Source organism: Methylocystis sp. L43 (genome assembly GCF_015709525.1).
Taxonomy (GTDB): domain Bacteria; phylum Pseudomonadota; class Alphaproteobacteria; order Rhizobiales; family Beijerinckiaceae; genus Methylocystis.
This window is the reverse complement of sequence record NZ_JADNRA010000007.1, coordinates 1-19,294: the sequence shown is the minus strand read 5'-3', so window position 1 is coordinate 19,294 and position 19,294 is coordinate 1. Positions and strand designations below refer to the sequence as shown.

Below are 19,294 nucleotides of genomic sequence, written 5' to 3'. Positions count from 1 at the left end.
CCAGCGCGAGCGGCGCGCCGACAAACGCTTGAAGAAAAGCATCGCGCGCCTGCGCAAGGCGCTCGAAAAGGAACTCGCCGAACTCGACGGCGAGATCGACGATTATATGCGCGGCACGCCCGCCTGGGCCGAAAAGCAAGATCTGCTCGCCTCCGTTCCAGGCGTTGGGCCAGTGATTGCGCGCACGCTGATCGCCGAACTGCCGGAACTTGGCGCGCTCGACCGCAGGCGAATCGCGGCGTTGGCCGGCCTTGCGCCCTACACCCGCCAATCCGGTCAATGGCGCGGCAAGAGCTTCATCGGCGGCGGCCGCAAGACCGTGCGCAGCATGCTCTTTCTCGGCGCCATGGTTGCCGCCCGTCACAACCCCGTCCTCAAGGCCTTCCGCGACAAACTCGTCGACAGCGGAAAGCCGAAGATCGTCGCGCTCATCGCCGTCGCCAGAAAGCTCCTTACGATCCTTAACGCCATCATCAGGGACGCAAAGCCATGGCGCACACAAAACGCTTGATCGCCAAGACAGTCGCTGAGGAGCGTGCGCAGCACGCGTCTCGAAGGATGAGGGTGAAGAAAAACAGTCCCTCACCCGATTCCCCTCGGGAAGGCGCGCTTTAGGCGCGCGTCGCCGGCGCCTCGAACTCCTGCGCGACGACGCGGTCGCCAAAATCGATGATGGCTTCGCGCAGGGCGGCGATTTCCGCGTCGCTCGCCGCGACGGGGACGATCGACAAACCCTTGGACCCGTTGGCGGCGCGGCGCAGATTTGCCCGCTCCGCGCGCAGCGCCTCGACGGCGCCTTGCAGCATGGCGTTGTCGGCGCGCGCCGATTCGAGCTTTCCGGCGGCGTCGTTCGCTTCGGCGCGCGCCACGCGCAGCGCGCCCTCCAACTGGTCGCCGTCGCTCTTTTGGCGTTCTTCGGCGGCTTTGAGCTGCGCCCGCGCCGAGTCGAGCTCGGCGGCGAGCGTCTCGCCCAACGTGCGGGTCGCGGCAAGTTCGCCCGAAATGCGCGTCAGCAGATCTTCAAGCTCCGTGGCCCGCGCGCCCGACTGCGCGGCGCGCACATGCTCGTCGCGCAGGACCTGCAGCTCGCGCTGCATCTCGCTATTGTGCTGATGCAGCGCCGCGACGCGCGCCTCATAGGCGGCGACGAAGCCGTCCAGCTGCGCCCCGGCGCCTTCGTCCTGCGCCGCCGTCTCCGATCGAATCAGGCGCAGCTGCGCGACGCGGCCTTCGGCGCGGTCGGTCATTTCGTGCAGCGCTCTCTCCGTAGCGTTCAGAAGCTCGGTGCGCTCGCCCAAAACCTTCTCCGCCTCATTGGCGCGCAGGTTCATGTCGCGATTGTCGGCTTCGGCGCGATTGAGCTGCGTTTCGAGTTCGGCGATCCGCGCGACATGGCGGCCGACCGTCGCGAGATCGTGCGCCCGCGCGGCTTGCGTCGCCTCCATCGCTTGTTCGAGCCGCCGCTCGCGCACGGCGAATTCCGCGCGCAGCAGATCGCGCTCGGCGACGACTTCCTCCATCGACATCGGCGCAAGCATCTGCAGCCGTCGCATCGAAAGACGAAGCGCGCGCCGCCAGAAAGCGGGGAGGAACATCAAGGCGAAAAGCCCGGCGACGAGGAAGCCGAGCGCGAAATACATCGCTTGTTCGATCAAGACGCAGCAATCCTTGATCCGTCTCAAGGCGGACGGCGCTGCGGATTCTGCCACGTAATGGCGCGGAACGCAAAGCACGAGCTATGGTTCGTCGGCGCGCGCGACCACGGCTCGCGGCGTCGTCTGTTTGGATGACGACTTTCCTCCTAGCGGGCTGCAGAACGGCGGAAGCAACGGCCGCTGGCGTTGCTCGCTGAAAGCAGGAGCAGCCAAATGACGTTATCCGCTTTTTGCGTTGGCCGCACGCGCGGCGCGCCGCGATTCGGGCAGGCGCGCTGATGAGCGCCATGCGCTGTCCGGGCGCTCCCGCGCTTCTTGTCGGCGATCCGGCCGAAAGAAGCCCGCAAGGCGCCAATGAGCGAGTCTTCGCCACCACGCTTGCAGCGGATGAAAGCGTTCTCGCCGCGGCGCAAACGCAGGCCGCGCCGGCTGCGCGCAGCCGATTCGCGCCGATTTGCGTTGAAAAAGACTGCGCGCATTGGAGCGGCGGCGGATGCGCCGTGCTCGGCCGCATCGCGCAACTGCTCGCTGAGGCGGATGCGCCGGTGAAGCCGAGTCCGGCCTACGACTGCAGCATTCGTCATGATTGCCGCTGGCGCCGGCAGCGCGGCGACGAGGCCTGCGGCATTTGCGGCTTCGTCGCCAGGGAGCCGCTCGATCCGTCTCCGCCGCGCGCGGGCCCGAGCCGCCAGCCGGTCCTTTGAGCAGGGCCGTCTGAAGGGGGCTCTGCGCGTTAAGTCGGCGCGACAGATCGGATCAGAATGGGTTCCAGGTCGAGTCCGGCGTGAATTTCAGATAGCCGAGATTGAGGCCGAGCCGCGCGCCAAGTCCCGAGCGCACCGGCATGACGACGACCTCGTCATTGTTGAGCGCGGTGAATCCGAATCCGCCGACGAGATAGGCTGATCCGGCGGCGCCGGAGAACCGCCTATAGATCGAGTCGACCGACGGCAGATTATAGACGAGCATCATCGTCCGGGCGCCGTCGGCGCCCGCGTCGAGGCCGATCGATGGGCCCTGCCAAAACACGCGCTGCTGACCGGCGTTGCGCGTATACATCCTGCCCTCGCCATAGCGGAGCCCGCCGACGAACGCGCCGCCCGCCTCCTGGCCAAGGATGTAGGCGTTGGGACTGCCCCACTGCCGCGATGCGCGCTCGACGCCTTCGGCGAGGCCACGCGAAATAGAGCCGAAAAAGCGGTGGCCGTTATCGACGATCTCACCGCTGGAATAGGTTTCGGGCCGCTGCGCCGCGCGGGCGAAAGAACCAGGAGCCGCCCAAGCGCAGGCCGAGGCGGCGGCGAGGCGAAACAGGTCGCGGCGCGAGGCGGCGTTGAACGAAGATTTGCTCATGACGACGAACTCCAGGACGAACGTGTTCAAGCGCCATGCGTCGGCGTCAACGATGGCCGACCCGCGGCGCAGTTGCGTCGCAAAGGCGACATGCGGGTTTGCGCCCGCCAAAGTCGCGCGCCGTAGTTAAGGAAGCGTTGCGGCGGCTTCGAGCGCGGCCGCGTCGGCCCAGGCGACGAACGGACCATTGCGATAATCGTCGGCCTTCTTGCCGTAGCGCAGCGGCGCGCCGTCCGGATCGAGCGTGACGCCGCCGGCCGCGCGCAGCACGGCGTCGCCCGCAGCGGTGTCCCATTCCATGGTCGGTCCAAAACGCGGATAGACGTCCGCCTCGCCATTGGCGAGTAGGCAGAATTTAATCGAGGAGCCGACCGGCGCGCTGCGCGCGATAGGCTGTTTCGAGAGAAACGTCTTCGTCGCCTCGTCGAGGTGAGACTTCGAAATCAACGCGACCAGCCCTTCCGGGGGACGCGGCCGCGCGCGCAGCGGACGCCAGTCCTGCATCGGCGGCAAGGACCCGCCAGGGACCGCCTGCGCCTCATAGCCCTGCGCGCCGGCGAACCAGACGCGACCTTGCGCCGGCGCGTAAACGGCGCCGACGCGCGGCGCGTTCTTCTGCGCGAGCGCCACATTGATGGTGAAATCCGAGCTGCGGGCGAGAAACTCGCGCGTGCCGTCAATCGGATCGATCAACAAAAAGGCGTCCCCGGCGCCGAGCGTGATGCCGCGCGCGACGCTCTCCTCGGCCAAAAAGGGCACGCCAGGCAGCGCCGCTTCCAGCTCGCGGAGCAGATAGGCCTCGATCCGCTCGTCCGCGTCGGTCACGGGCGACGTATCGCCCTTGAGGCGCGACTCGATGTTTGCATTGGCCAGCGTCTCCATCGCCAGCGCGCCCGCCGCAATCGCCATATTCGCGAACAGGCGGGCGAGGTCTTCGATGTCGCCAGACGCGCTCGCCGACTGAACAAATCTCTCCGCCGCCATCGTTCGATTCCCTCAACGTCTGTTTAAGATTAAAGGCGCGCGTCATTTGCAATCCGCGCGGCGCCCGCTAGTTTCGTTTTAGCCTGAACGCAGTGATTCGCGCGCCGCGTCAGTCCGCCGCGCATCATACAGGAAGACGGGATCAAGCTTTCGTGAGACGTCGCCGCCTTCACCCGCTTTGGATGGCATCATGACCAAATTCTCGCTCGACTCACTCGATCTTGCCGCGCTCCTGTCCTCGCGGGTCTGTCACGACGTCATTTCGCCGGTGGGCGCGATCGTCAATGGTCTTGAAGTGCTCGAGGAGGAGAAGGACGCCGAGATGCGCGGCCATGCGCTGGCGCTGATCAAGTCGAGCGCCAATGAGGCTTCGGCGCGGCTGCAGTTTTGCCGGCTCGCCTTCGGCGCCGCGGGTTCGAAAGGCGCGTCAATCGACACGGGAGACGCCGAACTGGTGACTCGCCAGCTGATCGCCGACGAGCGCACGCAGTTGTTTTGGAGCGTTCCGCGCGTGCTGATGTCCAAGAACAAGGTCAAGCTGCTGCTGAACCTCTGCGTCTTGGCCGATGCGGCGATCCCGCGGGGCGGCGTGATTTCCGTTAGCTCGGCGGGTGAAGACGATCGGGTGACTTTCAGGATCGAGGCGAAAGGCGTCAATGCGCGCGTCGCGTCGAATGTTCCGCGCCTGCTCGAAGGCGAATCGGAAGAGGGCGCGATCGACGCCCGCGCCATTCAAGCCTATTACGCCGGTCTCGTGGCCACGTCCTGCGGCATGCAGGTTGTTGTTTCCAGCGAGCCGGAACTTGTGACGATCGAGGCGATCCCCGTCCAAGCGGCGGCGGGGATGGATGCGCCTGCACAGAGCGCCGTCGCCTGAAGCCAGGCTGGGGGCAGCCACTGCGCCCCGCGCCTTAGAAGCGGCGGACCCGCGCGAGACCAGCGCGGATCCTGCCATGTTCGATAAAGCCTATCCGTAAACCGCAGACTTATTCGGCGCGGGTGCTTCGCTGAGTCGCACGCGGCAACGCCTTGGCGTCCCGCAAATGGTTTTCCAGCATCGGAATGGAGTTTTGCGCCCACCTCTTCAGCTCAGGGTTCTGGCCGTTCCGAGCGTAGCTCTCGAAAAGCTTCACCGCCTTCTCATGTCCGTCGATCTGCTGTGTCCGGAAGCGCTCTTCAAAGCGCGCGCCAGTCGCCGAGGACAGTTGCTGCAGAAGATTCTGGTGTTCCTTGTCGAGCGCATTCGGAGCGTTAAGCCGGTCTTGCTGGACGATCGGCCTCAGGTCGTCGTCCATGTTCGTATGATCTCTCACGATCCTACGGGCATAGTCGAGAAACTCCTGAGTGTTCGCCTTGTTCTGAGCTTCGCGTCCGGCCTGGATTTCAAAATTGTTGATGTTCCAGGCCTTGTCCAGGAAGTTCTGCGTCGTGGCGTCGGCTCGGTTTGATCGGGGCATAGTCGCCGTTGAGCCGGATTTCGACCATGACGCGGCAAGCGTGTAACCGGGGATCATCAGCGCAAGCGCCATGGCTCCCGCCAGGAGGGGTTTCCTCATCTTCGTCTCCTCGACGTTCGGCCCCCGCACCGTAAACTGATCGCGCACACGCCTGTTCCGCGAAGATGCGTCAGGCAGCAAAAGAAAACGCCGCATCCTGGGACGCGGCGTTTGCCTTGTGCTCGTGATCGCGCTTTTGCTTCAACGCTGGCGATCGCGCCTCTATCAGGCGGTGATGCGTTCTTCCGCTTCGCTGGGCTCTCGCAGCACATAGCCGCGGCCCCAAACGGTCTCGATGTAGTTGCGGCCTTCGCTGGCGTTAGCGAGCTTCTTGCGCAATTTGCAAATGAATACGTCGATGATCTTCAGTTCGGGTTCGTCCATCCCGCCATAGAGATGATTGAGGAACATCTCCTTGGTCAGCGTCGTGCCCTTGCGCAGCGAGAGCAACTCCAGCATCTGATATTCCTTGCCGGTCAGATGCACGCGGGCGCCGCTGACTTCCACCGTCTTCTGGTCGAGATTGACGATGAGGTCGCCGGTGATGATGATCGATTGGGCGTGGCCCTTCGAGCGGCGGACGATGGCGTGAATGCGCGCGACGAGTTCGTCCTTATGAAAGGGCTTCGTCAAATAGTCGTCAGCGCCGAAGCCTAAACCCTTCACCTTGTCTTCGATGCCGGCGAGTCCGGAGAGAATGAGGATGGGGGTCTTCACCTTGGCGACGCGCAGCGTGCGCAGCACCTCATAGCCGGACATGTCGGGCAGGTTGAGGTCAAGAAGAATAATGTCGTAGTCGTAGAGCTTGCCGAGGTCGATGCCCTCTTCGCCGAGATCGGTCGTATAGACGTTGAAGTTTTCGGATTTGAGCATGAGCTCAATACTTTGAGCCGTCGCGCTGTCATCTTCGATCAATAAAACGCGCATGTTGGTTCCCCACCGAGCTCCATCGTCCGCGACCGACCGCGCGAAGGACGCGCGCCGGCGGCCGGCGAGAGTCCTCGCCTCAGCGACCTGACCGACCTTCCAGCGAAGGTAAGCGGAATTGGTTAATAAACCTTCACTTACGCCTCAAACGCTGCCCTAAATCTTAATCTTGGGCGGTAAGCAAGGCGGACGCGTCACGCTACGTCTGGAAGGACACGGACAGCGACGCGCGAATCACGCGTCATTTCCAATCTATACGCTGCGGCGAGTCCGGTGGGCAAAGACAAAATACGCGGCGCGTAACGAATTGCGCGGCGCGCGGCGCGCGTGCGGGCAGGGAGCTCATCGGGCGCTCATCTGGCGCTCATCGGGCCCTCATGGCCTCATGAGCGCCATCGCCTCGCCCAATACGCGGCGTCAATGAGGCGGGGCGACGACATGCTCGCGACGGCATGCTTGCGACGAGCGCAGCCGATGACGCGCAAAAAACGCTTCGCGCTTTTGATCCAGTCGATCGCGCCGGCGTCGTCCGCGCGCTCTTGCCAAGATGAGACGACTGGTCATATTATGACGCCATGAGCCGACGCGACGCCAAAGAGCTGAAGGAGAAGCTTTTGGACCGGGGAGTAGCCCTGCTGATGGAGCAGGGCTATCACGGCACGGGGCTGCAGGAGCTGGTGCAGAGCGTCGGCGTGCCGAAGGGCTCGTTCTACAATTATTTCGAGAGCAAAGAGGCCTTCAGCGCCGAGGTCGTCGCACATTACATCGAACCGTTCATCAAACGGCTCGACGCACAGCTTCAGCGAAAGGATCTTGGGGCCGCGGCGGCGCTGCGCGCCTACTTTGATGAGCTGATCGAAGAGACGGAACGCCTGGATTTTCGGGGCGGATGCCTGCTTGGCAATCTCATCGGCGAGATCGGCGACACGAGCGATCTCTGCCAGACGTCGCTGCGCGAGGCCGTGCATCGCTATCGCGACAAGCTGCGCGAGGGAATCGCCCGCGCTCAGCGGGAAGGCGGCTTCCGCATGGACATGGACGCGAAGGAAATGGCTGACCTTCTCGTCAATTTCTGGCAGGGCGCGTTGCTCCGCATGAAGATCGAGCGTTCGGTGCGTCCTCTGACGCAGTTCTGCGACATGCTGCTCAACGGCTACTTCAAGGGGTGATTGATTTGCGCCCGAGTGAGACGACCGGTCATATCAGTTTGGGCTCTAAGTAGGGGAAAGACGATGCCGAAATTCATCATCGAACGGGACATCCCCGGCGCCGGCCAGATGACGCAGGCCGATCTCCAGGCGATCTCGCAGCGCTCCTGCGCCGTCCTGCGCGCGCTCGGCCCGCAAGTGCAATGGGTCGAAAGCTATGTCACCGACGACAAGGTCTACTGCGTCTACATCGCCGACAGCGCGGAGTTGATCAGAGAACATGCGGAGCAAGGAGGCTTTCCGGCCAACCGGATCAGCGAAGTCAGGGCGATCATCGACCCTGCGATAGCGTGACCGGGGACTGACCAACAAGGGGGAGTGGTTCAAATGAAAAGCTTGCCGTCACGCGCAGCTCTCTGCGCGCTTCTATTGGGGGGCGCGCTTGCGCCTGCCATTGCGGATGAAACCTGCAACTCGCCATTCATGAGCGGGTTGATCAAGGGACAGGAGCAATATCTCCACGTCTGGACGCTCGGCGAGAAGGGCGTCGGCGATGGATCCGACAAGCTCGTCACGATCGACGTCATTCCGGGCTCCGCGACCTATGGAAAGGTGATTCACACGATTGCCGTCGGTGGACGCGGCGAAGCGCATCACATGGGATTCACCGACGATCGCAAATATCTCTGGGCGGGCCGTCTCGACGACAGCAAGATTTTCATCTTCGACGTCGGCTCCGATCCCTCGACGCCGAAGCTTGTCAAAACCATCGACAATCTCGCCGAGAGCACGGGCTATGTCGGCCCGCACACGTTCTATGCGCTGCCCGGCCGCATGCTGGTGCAGGCGCTTTCGAACAAGAAGGATCACGGCGGCGTGACCGGGCTGATCACCTATAACAACGCCGGCGAGCTCGTGACGACGACGCCGATGCCGCTCACTGACGGCGGCGACGGCTATGGCTATGACATCGCCATCAATCCCGCCCAGAACCGCATGCTGACGTCGAGCTTCACCGGCTGGACCAACTACATGATGGATCTTTCCCAGCTCATCCAAGACGATTCCGCGATGAAGAATTTCGGGAACACGATGGTGATGTGGGATCTGAAGGCGATGAAGCCTCTAAAGGTGTTTTCCGTTCCCGGCGCGCCGCTCGAAATACGCTGGGCGCTGAAGCCCGGCGCCAATTGGGCGATCACCGCCGGCGCGCTCACCTCGAAACTTTACCTGATCAAGCAGGACGACAAGAACGAGTGGCAGGCGAAAGCCGTCGCCGACGTCGGCGATCCGTCCAAAATTCCCTTGCCCGTGGACATCTCGATTTCGTCCGACGCGTCGTCGCTCTGGGTCAACACCTTCATGGACGGAACGGCGCGGCTCTTTGATCTTTCCAATCCGGAAGCGCCGAAACAGGTCTATGCAAAAAAGATCGGCGCGCAAGTGAACATGGTCTCGCAAAGCTGGGACGGGAAGCGCGTCTATTTCACCACCTCGCTGCTCGCCAACTGGGACAAGAAGAACGCCGACAATGAGCAGTTCCTCAAGGGCTACTCATGGGACGGGAAGGAGCTTAGGGAAGATTTCGTCGTCGACTTCCATAAGGAAGGCCTCGGCCGCGCGCATCATATGAAATTCACTGCGCGCGCCCAGAAGGCCGAGTCGCGGTGACGAGCGAAGCGCGACAGACGGAGGGCGCGCGCGCGCCCTTCGCCGCGTTCGTCGGTCTTTGGGCGGCGCTCTTGACCGCACCCTTTGCCGCGCCGCTGCGCGCGGCTGAGACGCGCGCGCAGCCTGCGAACGCCGAGGCCGCATATCTTCCGCGGGCGGGCGCTTATGTTCTTCAGCGCATTCAGCGCGCCCCCGAGGCGCAACTGCTCGACGCCGAGGGCAGGGCGGCGCAGCTCTCCGCCTATACGCGCGGCGCGGTGACGGCTCTCGCCTTCTTCTATGCGCAGTGCGTCGATCCGGCAGGCTGCCCCCTCGCATGGTCGACCTTCGAGACCGTCGCGCGCGACGCCAACGACGATCCGCTGCTCAAATCCAGATTGCGGCTCATCTTCGCGAGTCTCGATCCCGAGCATGATACGCCCAACGTCATGCGCCTGCTGCAAAGCGGCGAGAACGAAGCCGACAAAATTCCCTGGGCGTTTCTCACCAGCCGTTCGCTGAGCGAACTTTCGCCGCTGATCGCGCAAATGGGTCAGGACATCGCTTTCGAGGCCGACCAGGCCGGGCGGCGCTCCGGCGCGATCAATCATATGCTCAAAATCTTTCTGATCGATCCTGACGGCTGGGTGCGCGAGATCTATAGCGCCGCCTTCCTCACGCCCGAAAATCTGCTCAATGACGCGCGCACGCTCGCCATGGAGTTTCCGGAGGCGAGCAATGCGGCCGCTGCGAGATGAGCGTCGCGCCCTTCGCCAATTATAGGAGCGCGGCGACGAAACCATCCCGGAGTCCCCCACCCGCGACACTAGGTGTCGCGACCGCCCCGCAAGGGAGAGGCATTGCACGCGTTCTGCACGCGCTGGCGCTACTGGTTTACGTCGGCGGCGCTGCAGCGGAGGACATTCAATCGCCGCTGGGGCTTCCGCCTGTTCCCGCTAAGGTCGCGGGAACGCCTGCCATGCGCAGGCTCGGCGAGAAACTGTTCTTCGACCGCAGCCTTTCGGCGAACGGCACGCTGTCCTGCGCCATGTGCCACATCCCGGCGCAGGGCTTCGCCTCAAACCAAAGCGCGCTCTCGATCGGCATGGAGGGACGGTCGCTGCGGCGCAATGCGCCCTCACTCTATAATGTCGCCTTCAAGAAATTCCTGTTTCACGACGGCCGCGAACCCGATCTCGCCGCTCAGGTCTGGGGGCCGCTGCTCGCGGCCGACGAGATGGGCAACGCCGGGATCGGTCCTCTTGTCGCCCGGCTTCGCGCCGACGCCGACTATGGGCCGTCGTTCGAGGCGTCCTTTCCGGGCGAGGGCGCGACAATGATGACGCTCGGGCGCGCCATCGCCGCCTATGAAGCTGCGCTGCTGCGCGGCGGCGGGCGTTTCGATCGCGCGGTCTATGGCGGCGAACGCGCGGCGCTGACGCCTCAGGAGTGGAAGGGCTATGAGCTTTTCACCGGCAAGGCCGGCTGCGCCGCCTGTCACGCGATTGGAGCTGAGACGGCGCTTTTCACGGATCAATCCTGGCATAACACAGGCGTCGCGTTTCGCTCCGGGGCGACGGGCGGCAAGAGACTGGTGCAACTCGCGCCCGGGGTTCTTCAACATGTCGACCTCGCGGCGGTCGGCCTCGCGCAGACCGGCGCGCCAAATGACGTCGGCCGTTTTGAAATCACCAATGCGCCTACGGACCGTTGGGCCTATACGACGCCGATGCTGCGCGGCGTCAGCGAGAGCGCGCCCTACATGCACGACGGAAGCTTGAGGACGCTTGCCGAGGTCATCGAGTTCTACGATCGCGGCGGGGGCGCCAATCCGTCGCTCGACCCGAAAATCCGTCCGCTGGAACTTACCCCAGACGAAAAAGCCGCGATCGTCGCCTTCCTCGAGGCCCTTTGACTCGAGACCGGCGAGCGGGAACTCGCCGACCCTCGGTCGCGCCGCATTCGGCCGTTTTCGCGATGCGCCGGCGCAAAACGGCGCGACAAACATTGACTTGAACATGCGCTTTCTCCTATATGCCTGCGATCGGCGCCGCTCCAAAAGGGGCGGCGAATGTTTTGTGACGGCTGTGCGTCGTCGCAGGCGCCGAAACTTTTTTGAGCTGTCTGCGGCGCTGGCCGTCGACGGCGACAGCAAGACGAGCGCGGGAGCTGGGCGCAAGCCCCTTTCGCCAGCGGAGAAAAACGGTGAAACGGACATTTCAGCCCAGCATCATTGTGCGCAAGCGCCGTCACGGCTTTCGCGCCCGCATGGCCACGGTCGGCGGACGTAACGTTATCGCCGCGCGGCGCGCCCGCGGACGCAAGCGCCTCTCGGCCTGATCCGGCTCGATGCGGACGAGGCGGATGACTGCATGAAGGCGCAAGTCCCCGCCGAAGATGAAAAGTCCTCGCGCCCGGAGACTCTGCGCCGGCGCGGAGATTTCGTGCGCGCGGCGCGCGGCGCGCGGGTCGCACTGCCCGCCTTTACGGTGCAGATGGCGCCGCGGGAACTCACGGACTCGCATGCGCCGGCCCGTTTCGGCCTCACCGTCACGCGGAAGGTTGCAGGCGCGGTGGGTCGCAACCGCATTCGCCGCAGGCTCCGCGAGGCGCTGCGGCTCGGCGGCGCCCTTGGCGCGAAGCCCGGTCGCGATTACGTCTTCGTCGCGCGGCCCGTGTCCCTTTCCGCGCCATTCGCCGAACTGCTCGCGCAGATGACCGAAGGACTCGCCAGGTTGAACGATCGCGGCGCGGCGCGCCCGAGACGCAAACAGGAAGACAGGCTTACGCGGCCATGAGTGAAAACATCAAGAACATGATCCTCGCCGCGGCGTTGTCGCTGGTCTTCATCGGCCTTTGGGACTATTTTTACGCCTTCCCCGAGATCGACAAGCAGCGCCGGGCGCAGACGCAGCAGGAGCAGCTTGCCAAGGTTCCTCAGCTCGGCGCGCCCGAGAGGGTCACAGCCGGCCAGCCGCCGGTGAAGGCCGCGCCCAAGACGCGCGCTGAAGCGCTGGCGCTCAGCCCCCGGATCGCCATCGACACAAGATCAATCTCCGGCTCGATCGCGCTGAAAGGCGGCCGCATCGACGACGTCTCCTTGAAGAATTATCGCGAGACCGTCGATCCCTCGAGCCCGATCATCACGCTGCTCTCGCCCGAGGACGGCCCCAGCCCCTATTACGCGGAACTCGGCTATCTGACCGCCGAAACGGAAAACGCGCCGGTTCTGCCGACCACCGAGACGCTGTGGACCACGGATGCCGACGGGCTGACGACGGCAAAGCCGGTGACGCTGACCTGGGACAATGGCCACGGCCTCGTTTTCAAGCGCGTCATCTCGGTGGACGACGAATATCTCTTCACGGTCAAGGACAGCGTCGAGAACAAAGCGGGCGCTCCCGTCACGCTTTTTAACTACGCGCGCGTGAGCCGCGTCGGCCACCCGCCATCCGCGGGCTATGCGGCGTTGCACGAAGGCTTCGTCGGCGTCGTCGGCGAGACGGGAGAGGAAGTCACCTACGACAAGATCGAGAAAGAGGACAACGCGGTCAAGACCTACAAGGGGGTCGGCGGCTGGGTTGGGCTGACGGACAAATATTGGGCGGCCGTGGTCGCTCCCGATCAGAATCTGCCCATGGAGGCGCGCTTCGCCTCGATGGGCGGCGCGGTGAAAACCTATCAGGCCGATACGGTCAGCGACCAGAAGACGATCGAGCCCGGGAAATTGGCGGAGGCGACGACCTATGTCTTCGCCGGCGCCAAGGTCGTCGACGTGCTCGACGCCTATAAGACGAATCCTGGCCTGAAACGCTTCGATCTTCTGATCGACTGGGGATGGTTCTACTTCATCACCAGGCCGATGTTCCGGCTGATCGACTTCCTTTACAAGCTCCTGGGGAATTTCGGCCTCGCCATTCTGGCGGTGACCGTTATCGTCAAGCTCGCCTTCCTGCCGCTCGCCAACAAAAGCTATCAGTCGATCGCCAAAATGAAGGCGATTCAGCCAAGAATCAAAGAGCTGAAGGAAAAATACGGCGACGACAAGCACAAGTTCAACATGGAGCAGATGGAGCTCTTCAAGCGGGAAAAGGTTAACCCCGCAAGCGGTTGTCTGCCGGTGATCGTGCAGATCCCCGTGTTCTTCTCGCTCTATAAGGTGCTGGTCGTCACGATCGAAATGCGTCACGCGCCGTTCTTCGGCTGGATTCGGGATCTCTCGGCGCCGGACCCGACCAATGTCTTCAACCTGTTCGGGGTGCTGCCTTTCGATCCCACCCATGTGGCGATCTTCGGCCCCTATCTCGCGCTCGGCGTCTGGCCGTTGCTGATGGGCGTCTCGATGTGGCTGCAGATGAAGATGAATCCGGAGCCCGCCGACGAGATCCAGAAGACGATGTTCGCCTGGATGCCGGTGATCTTCACATTCACCATGGGCGGCTTCGCCTCCGGCCTGCTGATCTACTGGACATGGAACAATCTCCTGTCGATCGTCCAGCAGGGGGTCATCATGAAGCGCGCCGGCGTGAGGTTCGAGTTCTGGGACAATCTGCGCAAGACGTTCCAGAGAGCGTGACCGAATCCGACTTCAGCGAACCGGGCCGGCTGCTCTTTGCCGGCCCCTGCGATTTCATCTTCGCGAGCGCCAAGGCGAGCGATCTGCCGGTCATCGGCCCGCCGGAGATCGCCTTCGGAGGGCGCTCCAACGTCGGCAAATCCTCGCTCCTCAACGCCTTGACGAACCGCAAGACGCTTGCGCGCGTCTCCAACACGCCGGGGCGGACGCAACAGCTCAACTTCTTTGCGCTTGGCGGCGCGCCGGGCGCCGAGCGGCTGCGCCTCGTCGACATGCCCGGCTATGGCTACGCGGCCGTCGGCAAGGAAAAGGTGGCGAACTGGTCGCAGCTGATGCGCGACTATCTGAAGGGGAGGGCCAGCCTCGCCCGCGTCTTCGTGCTCGTCGACGGGCGCCGCGGCGTGAAGCCTCTCGACGAAGAGATGTTCGATCTCCTCGATCAGTCGGCCGTCTCCTATCAGGTCATTCTGACCAAGCATGACGAATTGAAGATTGCCGAGCGCGACGAGGTCCTCGCCGCAACGATGAAGGCGCTGGAGAAGCGCCCCGCCGCCTTTCCTGAATTGATTTTCACCTCGGCGCACAGCGGCGAAGGAATTCCCGAGCTTCGCGCCGCGATCGCGAAGCTCCTGGCCGAACGAAACGCTTGAATGCGACGGGCGCGGCGGGCTAGTTGGGCGCTTCAACCCTAGAAGAGGGCAGCTCCGCCAGGGAATTCGAGTGAAGAATCGTTTTTGCTCACCCTCATCCTGAGGAGCCGCCCGCAAGTCGGGTTTACCCGACTTGCGGATTTTAATGTCGATCTCGGGCAGGCCCGAGATCGCAGGCGGCGTCTCGAAGGACGAGGGTGAGTAAAAATACACGAAGAAGCGGGCTGCCTCGTCCTTCGAGACGCGTGCTGCGCACGCTCCTCAGGATGAGGAAGCCATTCACCGATCACCCTGAGGGTAGCGTCCCGCGAGGCTCCACGATGACCGACGCCGTCGACACCGCGCTCCAGCAAGCCCGCATTCTCATGCAGGCGCTGCCGCATATGCTGCGCTACGACGACGCCATCGTCGTGGTCAAATACGGCGGCCACGCCATGGGCGACGATCAGGTCGCGCGTGATTTCTCGCGCGACATGGTGCTGCTCGAACAGTCCGGCGTTAATCCCGTCGTCGTGCACGGCGGCGGTCCGCAGATAGGGGCGATGCTGAAGCGACTCGGCGTCGAGTCGCGCTTCGCCGACGGCCTGCGCATCACCGATGAAGAGACGATGGACGTCGTCGAAATGGTGCTCGCCGGCTCCATCAACAAGCAGATCGTCGGCTACATCAATTCGGAAGGCGGGCGCGCCATCGGGCTGACCGGCAAGGACGGGCGTATGGTCACCGCCAAAAAGCTCGAACGCCCTGACGGCGTCGACCTCGGCTTTGTTGGCGAACCCGACAAGGTCGACACGACCGTGCTCGATCAGGTGCTGGGGCGCGAACTCATTCCGGTGCTGGCGCCCGTCGCCGAAGGCCCGCGCGGCGAAAGCTATAACGTCAACGCCGACACATTCGCCGGCGCGATCGCCGGCGCGCTTCACGCCAAACGCCTGATCTTCCTCACCGACGTGCCGGGCGTGCTCGACAAGGACAAGCAGATCATCCAGGAGCTGAAGGTCGGCGATATTCCCGGCCTCATCGCCGAGGGCGTGATCACCGGCGGCATGATTCCGAAGGTCGAGACCTGCATGTACGCCATCGAGCGCGGCGTCGAGGGCGTCGTCATTCTCGATGGGAAACTGCCGCACGCCGTGCTGATCGAATTGCTCACGGATCACGGAGCCGGCACGCTGATCACAAGGTGAACCCACGTTGGCGCACATGTTCTTTTGCGCGTCATAGCCGGGCTGTGAGGGCCGTCCCCGTCAGGACGCCTGATGGTCCGGCGTGGATACGACTGCGGGAACGTTCGAAGAACAGCAGGCGAGCAAATAAACATCTTCAATATTGATTGTGACAGCCGCAATGACGAACATGTGACAGAACGGACTTCGCCCTTCACTTTTTCTGGTTGGACATCGTTCTGCGCTGATGTCGAAGCCCTCAACAGGAGAAGATATGTTTAAGCGACTCTCCCTCGCCGCAGCTTTGCTCCTTTCGTTCGCCGGCGCCGAATCAGCGCTCGCCTTCCACAAACCGCATGGAACAGGCGCTTCCCATTCGATACCAAGCTCATGCGCCAAAACTGGAGGCCATGGCGGCAGATGCCGCGGCTGGCACAAGAATGGCAGTAAGCATTACAATCGTCATCACGACCGGCGTGGTCATCACGGCATGGTGTTTGGTTAGGAATAGTCAAGCTCGGGGCTAGCCGCCGAATGACGGACTACAGTTAGATCGGCGCTTTCTGCGACGAAGCGTGCTTCTTACCTGAACCCGAATGAGGCGCATGGAACAAGCAAGGCTTGCCTAGAGAATGTCGAGCAAATTTTAGGCTTCATCCTCACCGGCGCTGGCGTTTCCGCCGAAAGCGGCCTTGGCGTCTTTCGCGGGCCGGGCGCCGCGCTGTGGAAGCGCTACGATCCAATGCAGCTCGCAACGCCCGAGGCCTTCGCCCGCGATCCGGCGCTGGTGCATGCGTTCTATAATGCGCGGCGGCGCAATCTGCTCGCCGCTTCTCCCAACGCCGCCCATGCCGCGCTGGCGCGGCTTGAAGCCGGCCTCGCGCGGCGCGGCGGCGCATTGACTCTCGTGACGCAGAACATCGACGATCTGCATGAGCGCGCCGGTTCGACGCGCGTCATTCATATGCACGGCGAATTGCTCAAAGCGCGCTGCGCCTCATGCGGCGCGGTGAGCGATTGCCGCGAAGACCTTTCGACGGGTTCGCGTTGCGGCTGCGATGGCGCGTTGCGGCCGCATGTTGTTTGGTTCGGCGAGACGCCGCTCTATATGGAAGAGATCTATGCGGCGCTCGGTGCGGCGGATCTTTTCGCGGCCATCGGCACGTCGGGCGCAGTCTATCCGGCGGCGGGCTTTGTGCGCGAGGCGCGCGCAAGAGGTCTGCGCTGCTGCGAGATCAACCTGGAGGCGTCGGACAACGCGGCGGAATTCGACGACAGACGCTATGGCCGCGCGAGCGAGATCACGCCGTCATGGGTGGCGGAGATATTGGCGGCGCTATAATGCGCAGCGATGGAACGGTGCGCGGTCATTCTCTCCCCCCTTGCTGGGGAGGAGGGGGTCGGCGCGCAATCTCCACCACCTGCGGATCCCACCCCCCAGCCGCTCCCCGCAAGGGGGAGGGGAGAGCGCGTTGCGCCGCATCGCTCGATCTGCGACAGGTTGCAATGACTAAACTTTTGCCCGACAGATCGCGCTTCGCCGCGATCGACACCTGGGTGTTCGATCTCGACAATACGCTCTATCCGCAGACCGCCGATCTCTGGCCCAAGATCGACGCGCGCATCACGCTGTTCATGATGCGGCTCTTCGGCCTCGACGCCATTTCGCTGCGCGCGTTGCAGAAACATTATTATCGTCAATACGGCACGACGCTGCGCGGGCTGATGACCGAACATGGGATCGACGCCGAGGCCTATCTGGCCTTTGTGCACGACATCGACCGCTCGTCGCTGGCGCATAATCACTCGCTCGCTGAAGCGATCGCCGCGTTGCCCGGCCGCAAGCTCATCCTCACCAACGCCTCGCGCCATCACGCGGTCGAAACCGCGAAGCAACTCGGCATCGACCATTGCTTCGAAGACATCTTCGACATCATCGCCGCGGACTTCATCAATAAGCCCGAGGAAGGCGCCTATATGCGCTTTTTCGAGAAGCTGAAGATCGAGCCCAAGCGCGCCGCGATCTTCGAGGACATCGACCGCAATCTCGTCGTGCCGCATGCGCGCGGCATGGCGACGGTGCTGGTGCTGCCGGCCCATGATGAAGGCCCCGAGCGGGAGCTCTGGGAAATCGCCACCGGCGACGAGCCGCATGTGGATTTCGTCACGGATGATTTGGTGGCGTTTTTGGAGGGATTGATCGGGGATTAAGTCGCGTGCTGTTCCATCAAGATCAGATCGGTGTCTTTCGGCTTGGCGTCGGCGGCCGTCAACATCGCATGAATCTGGCCGCGATGATGGGTCTGGTGATTGAAGATGTGGCTGACGACGAGCCACTTCGGCTTAACGACATCCGATTGCATGAGGCCTGAACGCCAGATGAGATCGCCGGCGAGCCAGTCGTCGGTCACGCCGTCGGCCCAGGCGTTCAGCAGTTCGTCGCATGCGATTCGATCCTGTTTCAAATCGTCCCAATCGTCGCGATACGAAGCTGATTCGCTCAGCGGCGTGGAGGGCCTCGGGGCGTCGGAAATGCGGCTCAGCCACATATGGTCCGCCCAGAGAAGATGGCTGAGGCTCGCATGAATTGATTTGAAGAAAGCGCCGCGGTCCTTGCGCCGCGCTTCGTCCGACAGGCTATCGGCGGCGGCGTAAAGGCTGGCGTTTTGCCAGCGATTGTAGCGCGCCATGGTCTGTACAAATGTGGAGCGTATCATGTGATTTTCTTGTCTGTTTATTGCAGCAGCGTCCTTGCCTTCGCCAAGGCCTGCGCCACTTCCGCTTTCTTCGCTGCGCCCTTCTTCTTTGCCTTGCGCGCGCGCCAATCGAGGGTCTTCACCTGATCGGCGAGCGCGGCGGAAGGCTTGGCGTCCGCGAGCGCGACTTCGAATGGATAGCCTTTGATCTTCGTCGTCATCGGGCAGCACAGCATCAACCCGGTCTTGCCGTTATAGGCTTTCGGACTGAGCACCAGCGCCGGCCGATGGCCCTTCTGTTCATGTCCCGCCTGCGGATCGAAACTGAGCCAGACGATATCGCCGCGTTCCGGGACGTAAGGCATTTCAATAATCCATTTCGCGCATGTCATTCCCGACGCGCGCAGCGCGATCGGGAATCCAGGGGCAAATTCAGAATGCTTGCGGTTGCTCTGGATTCCTGTGTGTCTGTTTTGTGAGAGACTGAGAATGCGGACGGGAGATCGTTGGATTCCTGGTGTTGCCACCGTATCGGGCCTGATCCCCGTCCGCTTTTCGAAGTTCACCTGAACAGTTGCACGAGGCTGCGCCAACAGACCTCGCATCACAGGGACAGGCACGATGAGCATAACCCCTGTTTGCGTCGGAATCGACGTTTCCAAAGCCTATCTCGATATTTTTGATCCGTTGGCAGGCTATTTTCGGATCGAAAACACGATCAGCGCGGTCTCCGCCTTTGTCTCGACGCAGCTCGTCCAGGGGCGTTTCGTGGTGTTCGAGGCGACCGGCTGTTACGATCGCGTATTGCGTCTGGGTCTTGAAGCCGCCGGCGTGGCTCATGCGCGCGTCAATCCCGAACAGGCGCGCGATTTTGCGCGCGCTTTGGGACGGCGCGCCAAGACCGATGCGGTCGACGCGCGCATGCTGGCCGACTTTGGCCGCGCGCTTGCGCCAAAACCGCGCCCGCCAAGCGATCTTGCGCGCGAGAACCTC

23 protein-coding genes are annotated in these 19,294 nt (G+C 63.1%); 16 read left to right on the top strand and 7 right to left on the bottom strand.

Going from position 1 to position 19,294, the window contains the following annotated elements; genetic code table 11:
- Nucleotides 1-511, top strand: a 511-nt coding sequence (locus IYX23_RS00400; protein WP_210332539.1) for a transposase, incomplete at its 5' end; no start/stop codon positions are given.
- 100 nt (nt 512-611) lie between these two features.
- Here IYX23_RS00400 and IYX23_RS00395 read toward each other — a convergent pair.
- Nucleotides 612-1,655 carry a hypothetical protein gene (locus tag IYX23_RS00395; RefSeq protein WP_246716388.1) on the bottom strand — a complete coding sequence of 348 codons (1,044 nt, stop codon included), beginning with the start codon at nt 1,653-1,655 and terminating at the stop codon, nt 612-614.
- A gap of 278 nt (nt 1,656-1,933) precedes the next feature.
- Between IYX23_RS00395 and IYX23_RS00390 the strand changes: the two genes are divergently transcribed.
- The gene (locus IYX23_RS00390) at nt 1,934-2,359 is read left to right on the top strand and encodes a hypothetical protein (protein WP_196391627.1); all 426 of its coding nucleotides are present in this window, start codon (nt 1,934-1,936) and stop codon (nt 2,357-2,359) included.
- Between the two features lie 52 nt (nt 2,360-2,411).
- On the opposite strand, the gene IYX23_RS00385 is transcribed toward IYX23_RS00390, so the two are convergent.
- Together IYX23_RS00385 and cysQ are read right to left on the bottom strand one after the other, a co-directional pair.
- Nucleotides 2,412-3,008: a DUF1134 domain-containing protein gene (locus IYX23_RS00385; RefSeq protein WP_196391630.1), complete on the bottom strand. Its 597-nt coding sequence runs from the start codon at nt 3,006-3,008 to the stop codon at nt 2,412-2,414.
- 126 nt (nt 3,009-3,134) lie between these two features.
- Nucleotides 3,135-3,992 (bottom strand): 3'(2'),5'-bisphosphate nucleotidase CysQ, encoded by an 858-nt coding sequence (cysQ, locus tag IYX23_RS00380; RefSeq protein ID WP_196391626.1) that lies wholly within the window; start codon nt 3,990-3,992, stop codon nt 3,135-3,137.
- Nucleotides 3,993-4,182: 190 nt separating this feature from the next.
- On the opposite strand from cysQ, the gene IYX23_RS00375 reads away from it, so the two are divergent.
- Nucleotides 4,183-4,869: a histidine phosphotransferase family protein gene (locus tag IYX23_RS00375; protein ID WP_196391625.1), complete on the top strand. Its 687-nt coding sequence runs from the start codon at nt 4,183-4,185 to the stop codon at nt 4,867-4,869.
- Nucleotides 4,870-4,978: 109 nt separating this feature from the next.
- Here IYX23_RS00375 and IYX23_RS00370 read toward each other — a convergent pair whose 3' ends face one another.
- Both IYX23_RS00370 and IYX23_RS00365 read right to left on the bottom strand, forming a co-directional pair.
- Nucleotides 4,979-5,548 carry a DUF4142 domain-containing protein gene (locus IYX23_RS00370; RefSeq protein WP_246716387.1) on the bottom strand — a complete coding sequence of 190 codons (570 nt, stop codon included), beginning with the start codon at nt 5,546-5,548 and terminating at the stop codon, nt 4,979-4,981.
- Nucleotides 5,549-5,713: 165 nt separating this feature from the next.
- Nucleotides 5,714-6,415, bottom strand: coding sequence for a response regulator transcription factor CtrA (locus IYX23_RS00365; protein ID WP_018407261.1), 702 nt, complete (start codon nt 6,413-6,415; stop codon nt 5,714-5,716).
- 575 nt (nt 6,416-6,990) lie between these two features.
- Between IYX23_RS00365 and IYX23_RS00360 the strand changes: the two genes are divergently transcribed.
- The 12 genes from IYX23_RS00360 to IYX23_RS00305 all read left to right on the top strand — a co-directional run bounded on the left by IYX23_RS00360 (nt 6,991) and on the right by IYX23_RS00305 (nt 17,816).
- Nucleotides 6,991-7,584: a TetR/AcrR family transcriptional regulator gene (locus IYX23_RS00360; protein WP_196391623.1), complete on the top strand. Its 594-nt coding sequence runs from the start codon at nt 6,991-6,993 to the stop codon at nt 7,582-7,584.
- Between the two features lie 63 nt (nt 7,585-7,647).
- The gene (locus tag IYX23_RS00355; RefSeq protein WP_196391622.1) at nt 7,648-7,917 is read left to right on the top strand and encodes a DUF4242 domain-containing protein; all 270 of its coding nucleotides are present in this window, start codon (nt 7,648-7,650) and stop codon (nt 7,915-7,917) included.
- A gap of 33 nt (nt 7,918-7,950) precedes the next feature.
- On the top strand, nt 7,951-9,234 hold the full coding sequence (locus IYX23_RS00350; RefSeq protein ID WP_196391621.1) for a selenium-binding protein SBP56-related protein: 1,284 nt from the start codon (nt 7,951-7,953) through the stop codon (nt 9,232-9,234).
- Nucleotides 9,231-9,971, top strand: a complete 741-nt coding sequence (locus IYX23_RS00345; protein WP_196391620.1) for an SCO family protein — start codon at nt 9,231-9,233, stop codon at nt 9,969-9,971. The genes IYX23_RS00350 and IYX23_RS00345 overlap by 4 nt, the downstream gene beginning before the upstream one ends.
- Before the next feature lie 221 nt (nt 9,972-10,192).
- Nucleotides 10,193-11,128, top strand: coding sequence for a cytochrome c peroxidase (locus IYX23_RS00340; RefSeq protein WP_246716386.1), 936 nt, complete (start codon nt 10,193-10,195; stop codon nt 11,126-11,128).
- Between the two features lie 290 nt (nt 11,129-11,418).
- Entirely contained in the window at nt 11,419-11,553 is a 135-nt protein-coding gene (gene rpmH / locus IYX23_RS00335) for a 50S ribosomal protein L34 (RefSeq protein ID WP_196391618.1), read from the top strand.
- Nucleotides 11,554-11,585: 32 nt separating this feature from the next.
- Nucleotides 11,586-12,011 carry a ribonuclease P protein component gene (gene rnpA / locus IYX23_RS00330; RefSeq protein ID WP_196391617.1) on the top strand — a complete coding sequence of 142 codons (426 nt, stop codon included), beginning with the start codon at nt 11,586-11,588 and terminating at the stop codon, nt 12,009-12,011.
- Nucleotides 12,008-13,789 carry a membrane protein insertase YidC gene (yidC, locus tag IYX23_RS00325; RefSeq protein ID WP_196391616.1) on the top strand — a complete coding sequence of 594 codons (1,782 nt, stop codon included), beginning with the start codon at nt 12,008-12,010 and terminating at the stop codon, nt 13,787-13,789. Before rnpA ends, yidC begins: the two co-directional genes overlap by 4 nt.
- Entirely contained in the window at nt 13,786-14,439 is a 654-nt protein-coding gene (gene yihA, locus IYX23_RS00320) for a ribosome biogenesis GTP-binding protein YihA/YsxC (protein ID WP_196391615.1), read from the top strand. The genes yidC and yihA overlap by 4 nt, the downstream gene beginning before the upstream one ends.
- 320 nt (nt 14,440-14,759) lie before the next feature.
- Entirely contained in the window at nt 14,760-15,626 is an 867-nt protein-coding gene (argB, locus tag IYX23_RS00315) for an acetylglutamate kinase (RefSeq protein ID WP_014892279.1), read from the top strand.
- A gap of 622 nt (nt 15,627-16,248) precedes the next feature.
- Complete coding sequence (locus IYX23_RS00310; protein ID WP_196391629.1) at nt 16,249-16,947, top strand: NAD-dependent deacylase; 699 nt, start codon at nt 16,249-16,251, stop codon at nt 16,945-16,947.
- A 164-nt stretch (nt 16,948-17,111) separates the two neighbouring features.
- Nucleotides 17,112-17,816, top strand: a complete 705-nt coding sequence (locus IYX23_RS00305) for a pyrimidine 5'-nucleotidase (protein ID WP_196391614.1) — start codon at nt 17,112-17,114, stop codon at nt 17,814-17,816.
- Here the strand turns inward: IYX23_RS00305 and IYX23_RS00300 are convergent.
- Together IYX23_RS00300 and mazF are read right to left on the bottom strand one after the other, a co-directional pair.
- The gene (locus tag IYX23_RS00300) at nt 17,813-18,322 is read right to left on the bottom strand and encodes a DinB family protein (RefSeq protein ID WP_196391613.1); all 510 of its coding nucleotides are present in this window, start codon (nt 18,320-18,322) and stop codon (nt 17,813-17,815) included. The genes IYX23_RS00305 and IYX23_RS00300 overlap by 4 nt on opposite strands.
- A gap of 17 nt (nt 18,323-18,339) precedes the next feature.
- On the bottom strand, nt 18,340-18,666 hold the full coding sequence (gene mazF, locus IYX23_RS00295; protein ID WP_246716385.1) for an endoribonuclease MazF: 327 nt from the start codon (nt 18,664-18,666) through the stop codon (nt 18,340-18,342).
- A gap of 256 nt (nt 18,667-18,922) precedes the next feature.
- On the opposite strand from mazF, the gene IYX23_RS00290 reads away from it, so the two are divergent.
- Nucleotides 18,923-19,294, top strand: a 372-nt coding sequence (locus IYX23_RS00290; protein WP_196398806.1) for a transposase, incomplete at its 3' end; no start/stop codon positions are given.